This is a genomic window from Marinomonas sp. PE14-40, assembly GCF_051623805.1.
In the GTDB taxonomy this organism is placed as follows: Bacteria; Pseudomonadota; Gammaproteobacteria; order Pseudomonadales; family Marinomonadaceae; genus Marinomonas.
In genome coordinates, this window is the sequence record NZ_CP130700.1 from 4,863,681 (window position 1) to 4,879,187 (window position 15,507).

15 protein-coding genes are annotated in these 15,507 nt (G+C 40.1%); 10 read left to right on the forward strand and 5 right to left on the reverse strand.

The genetic code is table 11. The features are described 5' to 3' along the window. Positions 1-4: 4 nt before the first annotated feature. Positions 5-958: an AAA family ATPase gene (locus tag Q0A08_RS22560; protein ID WP_438463767.1), complete on the reverse strand. Its 954-nt coding sequence runs from the start codon at positions 956-958 to the stop codon at positions 5-7. A 127-nt stretch (positions 959-1,085) separates the two neighbouring features. Between Q0A08_RS22560 and Q0A08_RS22565 the strand changes: the two genes are divergently transcribed. Together Q0A08_RS22565 and Q0A08_RS22570 are read left to right on the forward strand one after the other, a co-directional pair. Further along, complete coding sequence (locus tag Q0A08_RS22565) at positions 1,086-1,304, forward strand: DUF2835 domain-containing protein (RefSeq protein ID WP_046017000.1); 219 nt, start codon at positions 1,086-1,088, stop codon at positions 1,302-1,304. A 70-nt stretch (positions 1,305-1,374) separates the two neighbouring features. After that, the gene (locus Q0A08_RS22570) at positions 1,375-2,415 is read left to right on the forward strand and encodes a quinone-dependent dihydroorotate dehydrogenase (RefSeq protein WP_438463768.1); all 1,041 of its coding nucleotides are present in this window, start codon (positions 1,375-1,377) and stop codon (positions 2,413-2,415) included. A 139-nt stretch (positions 2,416-2,554) separates the two neighbouring features. Here Q0A08_RS22570 and rmf read toward each other — a convergent pair whose 3' ends face one another. Continuing rightward, positions 2,555-2,764, reverse strand: a complete 210-nt coding sequence (gene rmf, locus Q0A08_RS22575; RefSeq protein ID WP_046017002.1) for a ribosome modulation factor — start codon at positions 2,762-2,764, stop codon at positions 2,555-2,557. Between the two features lie 118 nt (positions 2,765-2,882). On the opposite strand from rmf, the gene rlmKL reads away from it, so the two are divergent. The 3 genes from rlmKL to Q0A08_RS22590 all read left to right on the forward strand — a co-directional run bounded on the left by rlmKL (position 2,883) and on the right by Q0A08_RS22590 (position 6,519). Next, on the forward strand, positions 2,883-5,117 hold the full coding sequence (rlmKL, locus tag Q0A08_RS22580; protein ID WP_438463769.1) for a bifunctional 23S rRNA (guanine(2069)-N(7))-methyltransferase RlmK/23S rRNA (guanine(2445)-N(2))-methyltransferase RlmL: 2,235 nt from the start codon (positions 2,883-2,885) through the stop codon (positions 5,115-5,117). A 182-nt stretch (positions 5,118-5,299) separates the two neighbouring features. After that, a complete protein-coding gene (gene purU, locus Q0A08_RS22585) occupies positions 5,300-6,157 on the forward strand; it encodes a formyltetrahydrofolate deformylase (RefSeq protein WP_438463770.1) in 858 nt (285 codons plus the stop codon). Between the two features lie 101 nt (positions 6,158-6,258). Further along, positions 6,259-6,519, forward strand: coding sequence for a formyltetrahydrofolate deformylase (locus tag Q0A08_RS22590; RefSeq protein ID WP_438463771.1), 261 nt, complete (start codon positions 6,259-6,261; stop codon positions 6,517-6,519). 77 nt (positions 6,520-6,596) lie between these two features. On the opposite strand, the gene Q0A08_RS22595 is transcribed toward Q0A08_RS22590, so the two are convergent. Beyond that, positions 6,597-7,661, reverse strand: coding sequence for a DUF3549 family protein (locus tag Q0A08_RS22595; RefSeq protein ID WP_438463772.1), 1,065 nt, complete (start codon positions 7,659-7,661; stop codon positions 6,597-6,599). Positions 7,662-7,724: 63 nt separating this feature from the next. On the opposite strand from Q0A08_RS22595, the gene Q0A08_RS22600 reads away from it, so the two are divergent. From Q0A08_RS22600 to can, 5 genes are all read left to right on the forward strand, one after another. Further along, positions 7,725-8,090, forward strand: coding sequence for a YqcC family protein (locus Q0A08_RS22600; RefSeq protein WP_438463773.1), 366 nt, complete (start codon positions 7,725-7,727; stop codon positions 8,088-8,090). Then, the gene (locus tag Q0A08_RS22605) at positions 8,080-9,006 is read left to right on the forward strand and encodes a DUF1853 family protein (RefSeq protein WP_438463774.1); all 927 of its coding nucleotides are present in this window, start codon (positions 8,080-8,082) and stop codon (positions 9,004-9,006) included. Before Q0A08_RS22600 ends, Q0A08_RS22605 begins: the two co-directional genes overlap by 11 nt. Positions 9,007-9,067: 61 nt before the next feature. After that, positions 9,068-11,281, forward strand: coding sequence for a putative bifunctional diguanylate cyclase/phosphodiesterase (locus tag Q0A08_RS22610; protein ID WP_438463775.1), 2,214 nt, complete (start codon positions 9,068-9,070; stop codon positions 11,279-11,281). Between the two features lie 127 nt (positions 11,282-11,408). Then, entirely contained in the window at positions 11,409-12,266 is an 858-nt protein-coding gene (locus Q0A08_RS22615) for a putative RNA methyltransferase (protein WP_438463776.1), read from the forward strand. A 4-nt stretch (positions 12,267-12,270) separates the two neighbouring features. Then, positions 12,271-12,882: a carbonate dehydratase gene (gene can, locus Q0A08_RS22620; protein WP_438463777.1), complete on the forward strand. Its 612-nt coding sequence runs from the start codon at positions 12,271-12,273 to the stop codon at positions 12,880-12,882. Positions 12,883-12,950: 68 nt separating this feature from the next. On the opposite strand, the gene Q0A08_RS22625 is transcribed toward can, so the two are convergent. Then, positions 12,951-13,898, reverse strand: coding sequence for a LysR family transcriptional regulator (locus Q0A08_RS22625; protein ID WP_438463778.1), 948 nt, complete (start codon positions 13,896-13,898; stop codon positions 12,951-12,953). Positions 13,899-14,170: 272 nt separating this feature from the next. Beyond that, positions 14,171-15,349, reverse strand: coding sequence for an AGE family epimerase/isomerase (locus Q0A08_RS22630; RefSeq protein WP_438463779.1), 1,179 nt, complete (start codon positions 15,347-15,349; stop codon positions 14,171-14,173). Positions 15,350-15,507: the final 158 nt, after the last annotated feature.

Here is a 15,507-nt window from a genome sequence, read left to right on the forward strand (position 1 = left end):
CTACCTAAGCAACAGGTACTCTTTCAAGTAATTGATCAAGTAAAGTATCCGAAGTCAGGCCTTTAGCCTCTGCTTCAAAAGAAGGAATGATTCTGTGCCTTAGAACGTCATGCGCTACCGCTCTTACGTCATCGGGCGTGACAAACTGTTCACCTTTTAATAGAGCGTGAGCGCGGGCACATCTATCTAATGCTATGGTAGCCCTTGGGCTAGCACCAAAATCAATAAGCTTGGTTTGATCGCCAAGGTAATGTTCTGGGTGTCGCGTAGCCATGACGATTTGAACTATATATTCTTCAATAGGTTCTGCCATGTACAAGCCTAATGCTTGTTCTCTAAGAGAGCGAATATCTGCTTCGGTGCAATCAGGTGATTCGATAGCCACCTTATTAGCACTTTGATTTCTGACCAGTCTTAAGACTTTTAGCTCATCCTCAGCATTTGGATAACCTACTTTTAGCTTCATAATAAAGCGATCTAGCTGCGCTTCTGGAAGAGGGTAAGTACCTTCTTGCTCGATAGGGTTTTGTGTCGCAATAACAAAAAACAGTTTAGGCAGTTGGTAGCTTTTATTACCAACGGTAACTTGTCTTTCCCCCATGGCTTCTAATAACGCAGATTGTACCTTAGCGGGTGCTCTGTTTATCTCATCTGCTAGAACGATATTATTAATAACTGGGCCAGGTACAAATTGAAACTGACTTGTTTCTTGTTGATAGACTTCAGAACCTGTTACGTCACCTGGTAATAGGTCTGGGGTAAATTGAATCCTATGGAACTTACTGTCTATGCTTTGTGCTAATGCTTTAGCTGCCGTTGTTTTTGCAATACCTGGTGGTCCTTCAAGTAATACATGTCCATCTGCAATTAATGCAATTAACAATCTATCGGTAAGTGTATTCTGGCCAATAATGGCCTGATTTAAGTAATTTTTTAAACGAGTTATCACAGCATCCATCGAGTGAATGATCCTCATACTTCTGTCAATAAAAGTGGAGACACAATATAATACGACAATCTTAAATGATTGAATTCCAAGAAGACAAGCCTAGATGGGCTTAGTTCAAATATTTATAGGGAATAAGATGGCGTTAGTAGTGGTTGATGTTGCCTTAGCAGCTCATAAATTTCAGGACTTGTATCAAGGAAGAGCAAAATATTTAGTCGTGCAAAGTCGTGATGGTAGAAATATCCAACTACCTTTAACCATATTTCGGCCTTTTCTAACCCATAGTGGCATATATGGCACTTTTGAAGTGGAATTTGATCAAAATTATCGGTTAGTCGATATAAAAAAGAAGTAAACTAACAAAGATTTATTTAGCGGTCATAATGTCCACTAACAATATTGATATCAATTAGGAGTTTTTGATTATGTATAACCTTGCTCGCTCTGTACTGTTTAAAATGGATGCAGAGGTGACACATGAGTTGTCTTTAGAATTATTGGCAGCAGGTCAAAGGCTGGGTGTTAATCGACTTTTGCTTGATAGCGTACCTGATTCCCCTGTAGAAGTGATGGGGCTTACTTTTCCTAACGCTGTGGGTCTGGCTGCTGGGCTTGATAAAAACGCAGATGCATTTGAAGCATTTGGGCAGATGGGCTTTGGTTTTGTTGAAGTAGGCACCGTAACACCAAAAGGGCAAGCAGGTAATGACAAGCCTCGTTTATTTAGATTGCCTGAACACGAAGCAATTATTAACCGCATGGGATTTAATAATAAAGGCTTGGATCATATGATTAGCCGTATTAAAAGCCATGATTACAAAGGCATATTAGGGGTTAACATTGGTAAGAATTTGACTACCTCTGTTGAAGATGCAGTACAAGATTATCTAGCTTGCCTAAACGGTGTCATGCCATATGCCGATTATATTACGGCTAATATTAGTTCGCCTAACACACCCGGTTTGAGAAGCCTTCAGTTTGGTGAAAGTCTTGCTGAGCTTATCTCGCCTCTAGTTGATGCCAAGCAAAGATATTTCGATAATACTGGTAAACATGTGCCTTTAGCCGTGAAAATTGCACCTGACATGAGTAGTGATGAGATCAAAATGGTCGCAGACACGCTACACAGTCAAAAAATTGATGCCATCATAGCTACCAATACAACCTTGTCTCGCGATGCCGTTGCAGGCCATAAACATGCTGATGAAGCAGGTGGTTTAAGTGGCGCGCCGGTTAAAGATGCTTCAACACTTGTCGTAAAAACCTTAGCAGACCATCTACAAGGTGAGCTGCCCATTATTGGTGTGGGCGGAATTTTGACTGGTAATGATGCCATTGAAAAACTGCAAGCTGGAGCAAGCTTAGTACAAATTTACAGTGGTTTTATTTATAAAGGTCCAGAGTTAGTACGTGCAGCAGTTACCAGTACGACAGGCTATTTAAATGAAATGGGCAAAACTAAATAATTAGTTAAGCTGAAAAACGAATAACTTTGAAGAGAGTAAAACGATAAATCACTAAAGCTTGTTAAGAAGTCAATTTGTATGATGGAAAGATGAAGCAAAAGCTATAATGCTTTTGCTTCATACTAGAAACGGTGTCTAATTAGTGGGGAGAGCTTATTGCTTTGAAGGTTCCTTCCACTGGTGTTAGACCATCCCACATATCGACTCTGCCTTCTCTCCAGCCGGCTAACCATTCAGAACGAGAGTTCTCATGGTATTGATTTGATAGCCCTTTAGAGCGTCCTGCCATACCAGCGCGATAGCCTCGTATGTAGGCGCGATGTTGAAGGTCTCGTTTCTGTTTCTTCATTTGACTAATCCTCTAAACTTTCTTTTGTCGAACTTTAAGTTCTAGTAGAGAAGTGAGTGATTGTCTAAAAACACTTTGCTCTAAAAGAGTATAAATTTTCATAAAAAAGTAATTAAAAATGACAACTAGACAAAATTCGCAACTTGAATCAGGCTCAAAATCAGACGTGAGCTATCAACTTGAAATCACCTGTCCGCTAGGTTTGGAGAATGTCCTAGCCCAAGAACTGGCCGGCCGTGGTTTAACCCAAACACGTTTAGGTGAAGGGCAAGTTAAGCTATCGACAGATTTAGAAGGTATGTACACAGCATGCCTTTGGTCTCGCGTTGCAACTCGTGTCATGTTGCCATTAGCTCAGTTTGAAATTGATAGTGCTGATGACTTGTACGCCGGGGTAAAAGCGATTGATTGGGCTGCGCATATGACAGCCACTTCTACCTTAGCAATAGATTGTCATGGTACTAACCATAGTATTCGAAATACGCAATTTGGCGCGGTGAAAACCAAAGATGCCATAGCGGATTACTTTGTTGAAAGAGATGGCGAAAGACCGACAGTTGAAAAACAAGAGCCGGATATTAGAATATCGGTTCGAGTGAAACGCGAGAAGGTTACTGTTAGCTTAGACTTATCCGGTGGCAGTATGCACCGCCGAGGTTATCGTCAACACGGAGCTATGGCGCCATTAAAAGAAAATCTTGCAGCAGGTTTGTTATTAAGAGCAGGTTGGGGGCAAGATGATTTTTCTCAACTGATCGATCCTATGTGTGGTTCAGGTACCTTCCTAGTCGAAGCGGCACTTATCTCTCTCAATATTGCACCTGGTTCGCGTCGTAGCTTCTGGGGCTTTAAAGGTTGGTTGCAACATGATCATAGAATGTGGCAACAACTGAATGACTTTGCAAAGAATGAGCGTGTTGCGCCAGCTGATTTAAGTGTCCGTTTCATTGGTACGGATAATAATCAAAAGGCCATTGCCCATTCACGTGAGAATATAAAACGTGCTGGTTTGACTGGTGTCGTAGAAGTCGATTTGGCTCCCTTCCAAGAATATGATTTTGGAATTGTAGAAGATGCAGCCCCTGGCCTAGTGATGACTAACCCGCCTTATGGTGAGCGTATTGGTGATGAGCTTGCTTTGGTTGCGCTCTATCGTCAACTGGGCGAGTGGGTGGTTGAAAATTGCATGAACTGGCGCTTGTTTATGCTGACGAGTAATCAAGGATTGGCAAAACAGATTCCATTACGTCCAGAGAAGCAAACTCGAGTATTAAACGGTGGCTTAGAATGTCGTGCTTACCGTTTCCCTGTGGTGGAACGCTTTATTAAACAAGATGCAATTGCAGCGCCTGCGGTAAATGGTGCTGGTGCAGAAATGTTTACCAATCGTCTGAAGAAAAACTTAAAGAAATATTCTAAGTGGGCCAAGAAAAACAAGATTGAGTGCTACCGCGTTTATGATGCAGATATGCCTGAATACTCAGTTGCAATCGACCTTTATCAAGACTGGGCTCATGTTCAAGAATATCAGGCACCAAAGAGTATTGATCCTCTAAAAGCCAGACAAAGATTGTTTGACGTGGTTGCGGCTATTCCTAATGCCCTAAATATTTCTGAATCTCAGGTTATTGTGAAGTATCGTCAGCGTCAAACTGGACGAGAACAATACGAGAAACTGGATCAGTCCAAACATGAAATGCAAGTTACTGAGTATGATTGTGACTTTATTGTAAATTTAAAAGACTACCTTGATACAGGGCTTTTCTTAGATCACAGACCTGTTCGTAAACTTATCCAATCTAAAGCAGACGGTAAGCGCTTCTTGAACCTCTTTAGTTACACATCGACAGCCTCAGTACATGCTGGACAAGGTGGTGCTAAATCGACATTAAGTGTTGATATGTCTAATACCTATGTTGACTGGTCAAGACGAAATATCGAACTTAATGAGTTTAGTGAAAGAGACCATAAAGTGGTAAGAGCGGACTGTTTTGAGTGGCTTAAGAATAATGACGATATGTTTGATTTAATCTTCATGGATCCCCCAACATTTTCAAACTCTAAGAAAATGGAGAATGTACTCGACATTCAACGTGACCATGTAGACTTATTAACCTTGGCAATGGCGCGATTAGAGACTGATGGGGAGTTAATTTTCTCTAACAACTACCGTCGATTTACTTTGGATCAGAGTATTCTTGATACTTATGATGTTGAAAATATTACTAAGCAGTCGTTAGATTTAGACTTTGAGCGTAATAGTAAAATTCACCAATGCTGGATCATCAAACATAAGAGCGCCGAAGAGCAAGCTGGGTTAGATAATTTGGATCTATTTTCTGAAAGCTTCTAGCTAGCTTAGCTTAATCAAGTATAGAGCTGTAAGAAAATTGAATAACTCGATATAATTTCGACTATTCGGTCAAACTTCTGTTTAAGGCGATAGCCTTCACATCATTGATCTAAAAGTAATTGATATACCAGACCATTAAACGTCTGGCATATCTTATATGACACCCTATTAAAGAGTTTAAAATGAACAAGACGTACCGATTGGTAATTAGTTGCCCAGACAAAGTGGGTATTGTGGCAGCTGTAAGCCAATTTTTACAAAAAAACAATGCTTCTATTATGGAAGCAAGCCACCACACAGACCCAGAGCAAAAGTGGTTCTTTATGCGTCACGAATTTGACGCTGAAAGCATGCCGCTAAACCTAGAAGAATTTAAACAGGGGTTCCAGCCGATTGCAGATGCCTTCCAAATGGAATGGTATGTGAATGATTCTGCTAATCGTCCTAAAGTGGTATTGATGGCAACACGTGAATCTCATTGCCTAAATGATATTTTGCATCGCTGGCATACAGGTGAACTTGCTTGTGACCTAGTCGGAGTTATTGCTAACCATGAAGAACTAAGATCTATGGTTGAGTGGTACAAAATTCCGTTCCATTGTATTCCTGTTCCAAAAGAAGACAAAATGGAAGCCTTCCAAAAGATTGAGCAATGTATTGATGATGCAAATGCAGACACTATAGTGCTAGCGCGTTACATGCAGATCTTCCCTGAATACCTATGTGAGAAGTATAAACACCAAGTGATTAATATTCATCACAGCTTCTTGCCTTCATTTATTGGGGCGAAACCTTATCATCAAGCTGCGGTTCGTGGAGTTAAACTGATTGGTGCGACTTGTCACTATGTAACTGCAGATCTTGATGCTGGGCCTATCATTGAGCAAGATGTCATCCGAGTTCGCCATAGCCACAGTGCACAAGATATGGTGCGTTTAGGTAAAGATATTGAGAAGTTAGTGCTGTCTCGTGGTGTAAGATACCACCTAGAAAATCGTGTTTTAGTGCATGGAAATAAGACGGTTGTATTTGCTGACTAAGAGGAACTAACCGGAAAAAATTCTGTCTTTGTTTTGTTTCTATAAATATTGACTATATTTATACGGACATTCAAATAAAGTAACAGCGTAGGGGTTGCACCATGAAACTGAAACTTACACCTACTCAGAATTTATGTGTTGGATTTTTAGAGTCTGGATTCAAAGTAATGCAGGTAGATGACCAGTACTTCTTTGTGAAAGGAGATCGTCGACAAAAAGTATTGCCTAAAACATTAGAGGCCTTAGTGAATCGTGGTGCGGTTCAATATGACGAGAATGGAGATTATGAGCTAAGTGACGCTTTTATCGAGCATAGAAAGCAAATGCGTTCGCCGGTTCATATGAACCACACGCGACACTAACTCAAGTACTGACTCTATTGTAGATACAAAAAAAGCCATTATTGTTAAATAATGGCTTTTTTATGGCAAGAATAAAACTATTGAACTTGCTCTGGCGCCTTTGTAAATAAGCTGCCGATAGCTTGAGTTAGTTTAGGGCTGCGATTTTCTCCCCTGAACAATGACCAAAGTGAGCCACGTACAACAGGAGTATGACTTAACTCCGAGGCTATTTGAGAAAAAGCAACATAACCATCATTACGGTTAGCCAGATTTTCCATGGTTAAGGATAATAGTTCTGGGTCAGTGTTAAACCAAGAAGGGCACTTAGCGACTATAGCAACAATCAGCTGTAGTTCATCATCTGTTGCTTGGTTCTCACCTGTCACTAATGAAAGTTTGATTGACTGTAGTAGTCTTTCAGAAGGTGCTGCTTTGGAAACAGAACGAATTAAGGCTGCACGCCATTCTGTGTTTCCACGAGTTGGGTAAATTGTCTCAATAAAGCTCAAGTAGTCATCTTCGGGACGTTCGTGTTCGAGAGCCTTAGCTAGAGCGACAGCCACTGGATGAGGAGCAAACTCGATGGCTTTTTTAATTAAAGGTAAATACTTTGCTTGATTGGCTCTTACCGCTAGATCTGCAATACCTTGTAGGCCTAGTGCCTGCCATGAAGTGTCTTCTTCATTTAAATCAGACTCTAAATAAGTAACTAACTGATCAAAAAAACTGGAAGCATCTTTTTTGAACTGAACGGATAGTGCAGCATGAAAACTGGCCATTCTTTCGTGATCAGGCTGGAAAGCGTATGGATTGTCCTTAAGAGCATCGCTAATGTCAGTGCTGCCATCTTTATTCAATATTCTGTCTACAATCGATTTTATTAAATGGTCACGTGTGCCTAAATTAATGCTGCCTTTCTCATCTATTGGTAAACGAATAAACCAAATAACAGGTTCTGCGTCCTGCTCTGCTTTTAGTGGATGTAATAAAATAGCTAACCAAGCCTGCTGTTTAAATGCATATGGGTAAGGCTGTTGCTTTTTATCAAATTGAATAACTTGAGCGGGAGTGATTTTGCTAACATGACGGCCAATATCATAAAAACTTGCTTTACAGCCAACGAGTTCAAAAAGGTCTGTAAGGGATTCAATATTATTCATTTACGCGAATGCTCTTAAGTAGTGTCTAGTGGGTATTGGGCCCAGATGACAATGCGTTATAGTATGAGCGCAATATTACCTTTTTTTGGGAGAGAAATCAGGTTGGATAAACATCATAAATTAGCAGATTCCTTGCTGAATCTTGAAAAGGTCATGCGTGAAGTCAATGTTTGGCAAATGCCAACCCCCAGCGCCCAGGCTTTAGCCAGCCAACAACCGTTTTGTATTGATACTATGGGATTTGACCAATGGCTTAGATTTGTTATGTTAGCAAGATTCAAATCTATGATAGCCCAAGGCCAGACATTGCCTACTCATTCTAATATTGCACCTATGGCGGAAGAGTTTTATAAGGCTCAAGATGCGCAAACAAAAGTTGCTGTGGTTAACGCTTTAAAAGCATTAGATCTGTGCTTAAATGAAGAATAAAACGTCTAATATGATATTTAAACATCAAGTTGTTAGTGATCTTGCCTTTGTTCTACAAGCGCCTCTCATTTATCAGGATTTTGATATTTCACAGTATTGGTTACCTGATAGCCAAGATAAGCTAGCTAAGTTAGATAAAAACCCTAAGCCCCTTGAGCAGGTGATAAGTGCCTGTAAGTCTCATTTTTTAGGGAGTTACTTCGAAACTTTATTTTCCTTTGCTCTTAATCATTTCTCTTCTTTGCAGGTGGTCTTTGAACATACTCAGCTTATCTCTCCTGAGCGTACGCTAGGAGAGATAGATGCATTGATTAAAGATGAAAATAAACAAGCACATCAATTTGAAGTGGCGATTAAGTTTTATTTAGAATCGAATGCAGAGCTAGGGCATTGGATCGGACCGAACAAAAATGACAGTTTTATAAAAAAATATCAAAGAGCGAAGTCTCATCAGTTAACAATTCTTGATCTGCCAGAAGCTAGGCCACTATTAGCACAACATTCAATTTCATTACCTATTGAAAAGCACTTGTTAATGTTTGGAGTTTTGTTTAATCAAGTTACTGATCAGAATGTTGATTGCTTACTTGATGCTGATAAATATCAAAATGAAAACGATAAGTTTGAGGACGTTAGCCCTTTATCAAAAACAGGCTTTTGGATTCGTATTAACAATTTGTCTTGGTTGCAATCAGGCTATGTCTCGTGTCAGGAATTGATAAAGCCATTTTGGATTTCTGAACCAGTAGATCAACAACTTGCTACGAATAAAGGGTTAGATTTTCATGCTTGGGAGGCGGATCTTGAGGCTAGATTTCAGCAAGATGAAAGGCCAAGAATGTTTATGCTTAAGTGGAAAAAAGCGGATGCTTCTAGTCAAAATCTTCGTTTATTTGTCGTGCCTAAGCATTGGTAACGCTTGTAAAAGATGACGCTTTAGGGCATAAATAGCGACTGATTTTTAAGTTGTTACGTTGATGTCTATTAAAAGTACAAGGCTAAAGGAGATAGCCAAAATTCCCGAATGGGTGGTAGACGTTGATCATGCCAGTATTGCTTGGTGTAACCAGGCAGCCACTGAGCTCTTTGTCGAGTCTAATCCAAACAGTAAGCAGGCATTGCCCGCTATTTCAGCAAATTTGAAGCGTCGATTTGCTCGATTTATCTCGTCTTATGATAAAGGGCCAACGTCACCTATAACTTGGGTTTTTCAATGTATTAAAGGTCATTATTATGACTGCCAAGGTGACCTAATCTCTTTAGGTGCGAATACTTATGGCATCAAAGCCCGAGCAGTTAAAAGACAGACCTTGTTTAGAAATGAGGTAAAGCTAAATGCAAAAGATGATCTGATTCATCAACCCAAAGATCAAACGCCTCACGGAACTAAGTTGCTAAAACCAGAAACTACCTTGTTAGATCTGGAAATGGATAAAAGCACTCCTGTTGATAACACTCGCTCTGACAATATAGATAGCTCTGTAATTAAAGAAAGCTCTGACGGCAAAGGTAGTAACTTACCACTGATGATGCCAATTACTGAGTTTTCGCAACTCTCTTTGGCCGTATTTGATGATAAGTATCGCTTGATAGAAGCTAGTCCGTTATTTAATGATACTTTTTCTGATGTCGACAGCTTAAAAGATATATTTGCCCTCAATTCAGAGTTGAATAAAGCGATTAAATTCTTATCTTCTAAAGAAGCCTTAAACCAACATGGTTTCCCGCTAACGTGGGAGGTAAGGTTGACTACAGATCAAGGGATTCGTTGGCATCAAATAGAGATGCACTATGATGTACAGCAAGCTCGAAGTTTTCTCTCATTGTTAGATGTCCATAATTTAAGAGAACAAGAAAACTCATTATTCAAGCTAAAAAACTATGACCCTCTAACAGACCTTCCTAATCGACACTTACTTTATCAAGAACTGGATTTAACCTTAAAAAACTCATATTTAAGATCAGAAGAGTTTGGTGTGCTTTATTTAGACTTAGATGGATTTAAGGTCGTGAATGATAGCTTTGGACATAGAGTGGGAGATGAGCTGATTGTCCAAGTTGCAAAGCGTCTTTTGGCAACGTTACCTAAAGGGGCGAGACTGTTTCGCTTAGGGGGTGATGAATTCGCATTGATACAAGAAGATATCAGTTCAATTGATAAGCTAGAAGAATTAGCGCAGAGCCTGATGCAAGCGGCTTGTGCTGCTTATCCGATTGCAGAAATGGAAATGTTGATTACTGCGAGCATAGGTATTGCTCATTACCCAAGTCATGGCGAGGATGTTGATACGCTTCTGCAACGTGCAGATGTGGCCATGTACCGTGCTAAATCTATTGGGCATAACTCTTATAAAGTCTATAACAGTAAAATGTCGCAATCTTTGAATGCCTATATGACTCTCGGTGGCGGCTTAAGGCGTGCAATTGAGAATCAAGAATTCGAGCTTTATTACCAGCCAAAAGTGCGTTTGTCAGATCAGTTTACCGTGGGAGCAGAAGCACTAATTCGTTGGCAGCACCCTGAGTTTGGTATGATCTCTCCTGATAGGTTTATTCCTATTGCTGAAGAAACAGGCCTTATCTTGCCATTAGGGGAGTGGGTTATTCGTACTGCCTGTAAACAACTACAAAAATGGCGTGAGCAGGGATACCCTGAAATTAGCTTGTCTGTAAATTTATCTGGTCGTCAGTTTATGCAGGCCGATCTCGTCTACATGGTAAAAGAGGTGTTAGCAGAAACGGGAGTGAATCCGAAAAATCTTGAGCTTGAATTAACCGAAAGTATGTTGATGGCAGATGCCGACCAAACGATTGAGAAGTTGCATGGCTTTAGAGAGTTAGGCTTAAGTCTTTCAATTGATGATTTTGGTACTGGTTACTCTTCTTTGGCTTATCTGAAAAAGTTTCCTATACAGACATTGAAGATAGACAGATCTTTTGTACGAGATCTAGGTAGTAACTCTGATGATAATGCGATAGTGAAAGCCACGATTGCCATGGCTTCAAGCTTGAACCTGAAAGTGATAGCAGAAGGGGTAGAAAACTATTCTCAGCTTAATGTGCTTAAGAGCTATGAGTGCCAAGAAGTACAAGGTTTCTTTTTTGCTAAGCCTATGTCTAGTAATGATTTCTCAGTGTATATGCAAAAGGAATCGGGAAACCAAAGCAAAAGTTTTAGGGCATTGCATTAAGTAAGCGGTATTAGACATAAGTTTAAAGACGAATAGTATTGGTATCTATGCATCAAGGTTATTTTTCTTGTTTCCTTAGTTGCATCTGCCTAGACTAGCCCAATATTTTTTAGGATCTCATGATACTGTGTTAAACAACCTAATATGTCCCCTAGATGGCGAGCCATTAACCTTGGAGTCCCGATCACTCGTTTGCCGGAATGGCCACACATTTGATCTCGCTAAGACGGGATATGCCAATCTTCTTCCTGTACAAAATAAACGATCTAAAGACCCAGGTGATAATAAAGCCATGGTGTCTGCAAGACAGGCATTTTTAAACAATCAGTCTTATTTAGAGATAGCTCAAAAAATCAATGACATCGTCACTAGCTTCGTCGCAACACGAACAGATAATCAGATTCGTCTATTAGACGCAGGGTGCGGTGAAGGTTATTACTTGTCTCATCTGCAAGAACAAGCAGATTATGGCTTGGTATCTAGTATAGGCTTAGATATCTCGAAATGGGCAGTTACCGCAGCGAGTAAACGCAATAAATCTTTATCTTGGCTGGTCGCTTCAAATGGTCATTTACCTATGCCAGAAAACAGATTTGATGGCATTCTATGTTTGTTTGGTTTTCCTGTTTGGTCTGAGTTCGAGCGAGTTCTGTCTGAGGAGGGCTTTGTCATAGTTGCTGATTCAGGTGAAGAGCACCTGATTGAACTAAGAGAAATACTTTACCCTGAAATTAGGCCTTATAAAGCACCTAATTATGAGGGAATAGATGGCCTTGATGTTATCTCAACTCAATCTTTACGTTTTTCTTTTGAGGTTAACTCAAATCAAGAACTAATGAATTTACTTGCTATGACGCCTCATATGCATAAGTCACCTTATGCAGGTCGTAAAGCAATCGAAGCACTTTCCCACCTATCTTTAACTGCAGATGTCACTTTTACGGTTTTGCAAAAATGCAAAGTAGAAGCGTCATTGGAGACTTAATTGAATGTCTAAGCTAGATAACTTATTTTCAAATAACAGAGAATGGGCTGAATCAATCACTCGAGAGCAGCCTGATTTTTTCGAAACGCTATCAAAACAGCAAAAGCCAGAGTATTTGTGGATTGGTTGTGCTGATAGCCGAGTGCCAGCAAATGAGATAATTAACCTCATGCCAGGCGAAGTCTTTGTACATAGAAATATTGCAAATGTAGTTGTGCACACAGATCTAAACTGCCTGTCTGTTATTCAGTTTGCAGTTGAGGTGCTAAAGGTTAAGCACATTATGGTGGTTGGCCATTACGGCTGTGGTGGTATCAAAGCGGCATTAGACAGTGAAGAGCATGGTTTGATTGATAACTGGTTAAGGCACATTAAAGATGTTCATCGTTTCCATCAGGATAAGATGGATGCTGAAACAGATGAAAAACGAAAGTTTGATCTTCTATGTGAGCTTAATGTTATCGAGCAGGTCAATAATGTTTGCCAAACTAGCATAGTGCAAAAGGCTTGGAATAATGAACAAGAGTTGCATGTGCATGGTTGGGTTTACGGTATTAATAACGGACTGATCAAAGATCTTGATGTAACCGTTAGCTTAAACGAAAAGTTAGGCTAAGAAAAGTATTAAGATAGTTGCCAAACATCTAATTCATTGTTTGATGTTTGGCTGTTGCCTTGAGCTGACTAATTGCTATCGGCGATAACTTGAGCGCAAGCTGAGATCGTTTGACGAATCCACATATGGCCTGGATCATGTTGTAACAAAGGGCTCCACAACATTTTCAACTCGACCGGTGGAATTTCAAAAGGCGTTGGTAGTACTACAATTTCAGTGCTTTCACCTAATAAACGGGTGGCAAGTAATGGTAGTGTTGCGACTAAACCTAATTGCTCGGTTGCTCTCATTGCCACATTGTAGTTACGAGTAAACAAGCGAATGCTGCGTTTTAATCCCATGTCTGCTAGCGTCGAATCAACCCAGCCAAGCTTTTGTACTTCATCAGGTTGTACACCGACACCTACCCCAAAACCTGTTTTACTTACCCAAACATGTTGAGCGCTCATATAGGAATCTAAACTCGGGTTCTTAGCAAGTTCACTGTCTTTGTGAGCGATACAGGCAAACCTATCTACCCAAACTGATTTTTGGTGGAAAGATTGAGGTAAAGTTTCGAAGCGGTTAATAATGAGATCAACCTTACCTTTTTCAACATCATGAAAACTCACATCACTTGGATTCATGACATCTAAAATGACATTAGGTGCTTCTTTTTGCAGTCTTGCCATAAGAGGTGGAATAAGGGTCGCTTCTGCATAATCACTTGCCATGATACGAAAAACACGAGAGCTAGAGCCAGCGTCGAAACTTTGACCTAGATGAAGGACTTCATCTACAGATTGTAGAATTAAACTTACTCTAGGTTGTAGTTGAATTGCCAGTGCTGTGGGCATCATGCCATCACTGGTTCTGACTAAGAGAGGGTCGTGAAACAAGTCTCTTAAGCGGCGTAGACCATTACTCATAGCTGGCTGAGTAATGCCTAGTTGGTTCGCGGCGTGAGTGACATTTTGTTCTCGAAGTAGAGAGTCTAAGTAACGAAGTAAATTTAAATCCACTTTATCTAACTGCATATCAAACTCTCATCACAAATTTGACCCGAATCATACTGTATTTAGGGCCTAATGAAAAATCCCTAGTGTCAATTTCTAGTGTATTTGTGATATTAAATGGGTTAGACATTGGTCTAGATTTAAGACTGCTATAAAGCTAATCAAGCTTGATATTTAATTGGGATTGAGTTTGCACACTGGGGTTTGTAAAAGACTATTTTGACTAGTCTAACAAGGCTTCACTGAAAGCGAAGCCTTGAAGTAGTGGGCAAAGGTTAAGCTATGAAGAGAGGCTAAACTAAGGGGAGAACCTCGTAGCACGCACCCATAGTGTGATAATCCGTTTTACCCGCAGGGCTTTTGCAATCATCCATGGCTTGATTATCTTTGGTCAAAATTCTAAACCAAGCCCCATAGTCATGATCTATCATGTGATCCCAAGCGTACTGCCAAAGTTGCGAGTAGATTTCCCAGTACCTGTTGTCTTGAGTGGCCTTTGCAAGCCAAGCTGCGGCGGCAAAACTTTCTGCTTGTACCCAAAAGTATTTATCGCCATCACACATGGAGCCATCAGGTCCGTAACCGTAAATAAGGCCTTTGTCTGTGTGATCCCAGGCTTTATCCCAAGCTTGGTCAAATAAACTTTTGGCTGTGGTGACTAACCAAGCATCAGGGGCTCTATGGTTAAGCATTAGCAAGAGTTTGCTCCACTCTGTTTGGTGCCCTGGTTGAAAGCCCCAAGGACGGAAAAGGTGTTTAGGGTCATCTAGATTGTATTGCCAGTCAATCTGCCAATTAACATCATAGTGTTCCCAAATTTGTCCTTGAGCTAGGTTTGCTTGACGTTGACAAATATTCTTTGCAAGTAATTTAGCGCGTTCTAGGTAGCGCTCTTCACCTGTTGCATCAAAAGCCGCTAGCATGGCTTCACAGCTATGCATGTTGGCATTCTGGCCTCTGTAGTCTGAAACTGTTTCCCAGTTATCAGAAATTTCATCTTTGTAAAGACCAAAAGCCTCATCCCAAAAGTGTGTTTCCATCAGATTGAAGGTTTCATCAAGCCAGCTTCTTGCTTCCTCTACACCAGACTCTAATGCTTGAGCATAGGCTAAAATGACAAAAGCTAAGCCGTAACAATGGTTTGTGTTATCGAGATTTTTGTCGCCTTCTAGTAGCCAAGTATAACCGCCATCAGTCTTTTTATGACGCTCTCTTAAATAGCTTACACCATGTAGCATGGCTTCAAGATAATCAGGGTTGCCGCTTGCCTGGAAGGCTTTAGCATAATTGAAAATAAAGCGAGTACTACTTACCAAGTGACGTGTCTTTGTATCGTAAATGTCGCCATTATCTTTGAAAAAGTGATAAAAACCACCATCAGGGTCTATGCACCTTGGATGATAGAAATTCATGGTTTTAGCGATGTGTGCCTTAAGAAAATCAGGGCTTTTAAAGTCAGGATTGGCTGTCATATCAAAAAAACTCACTAAGCAATTAATAGGGTTAAACACAGAGTAATCTAATTATTAATTAAATCAATTAGATTTAATTAATAATTTTCAGTAGTTTCAATAGATTGTTTATAATTTTCATTTTGCCAAGCATTTTTGCTTTTAAATCAAGGTCATTT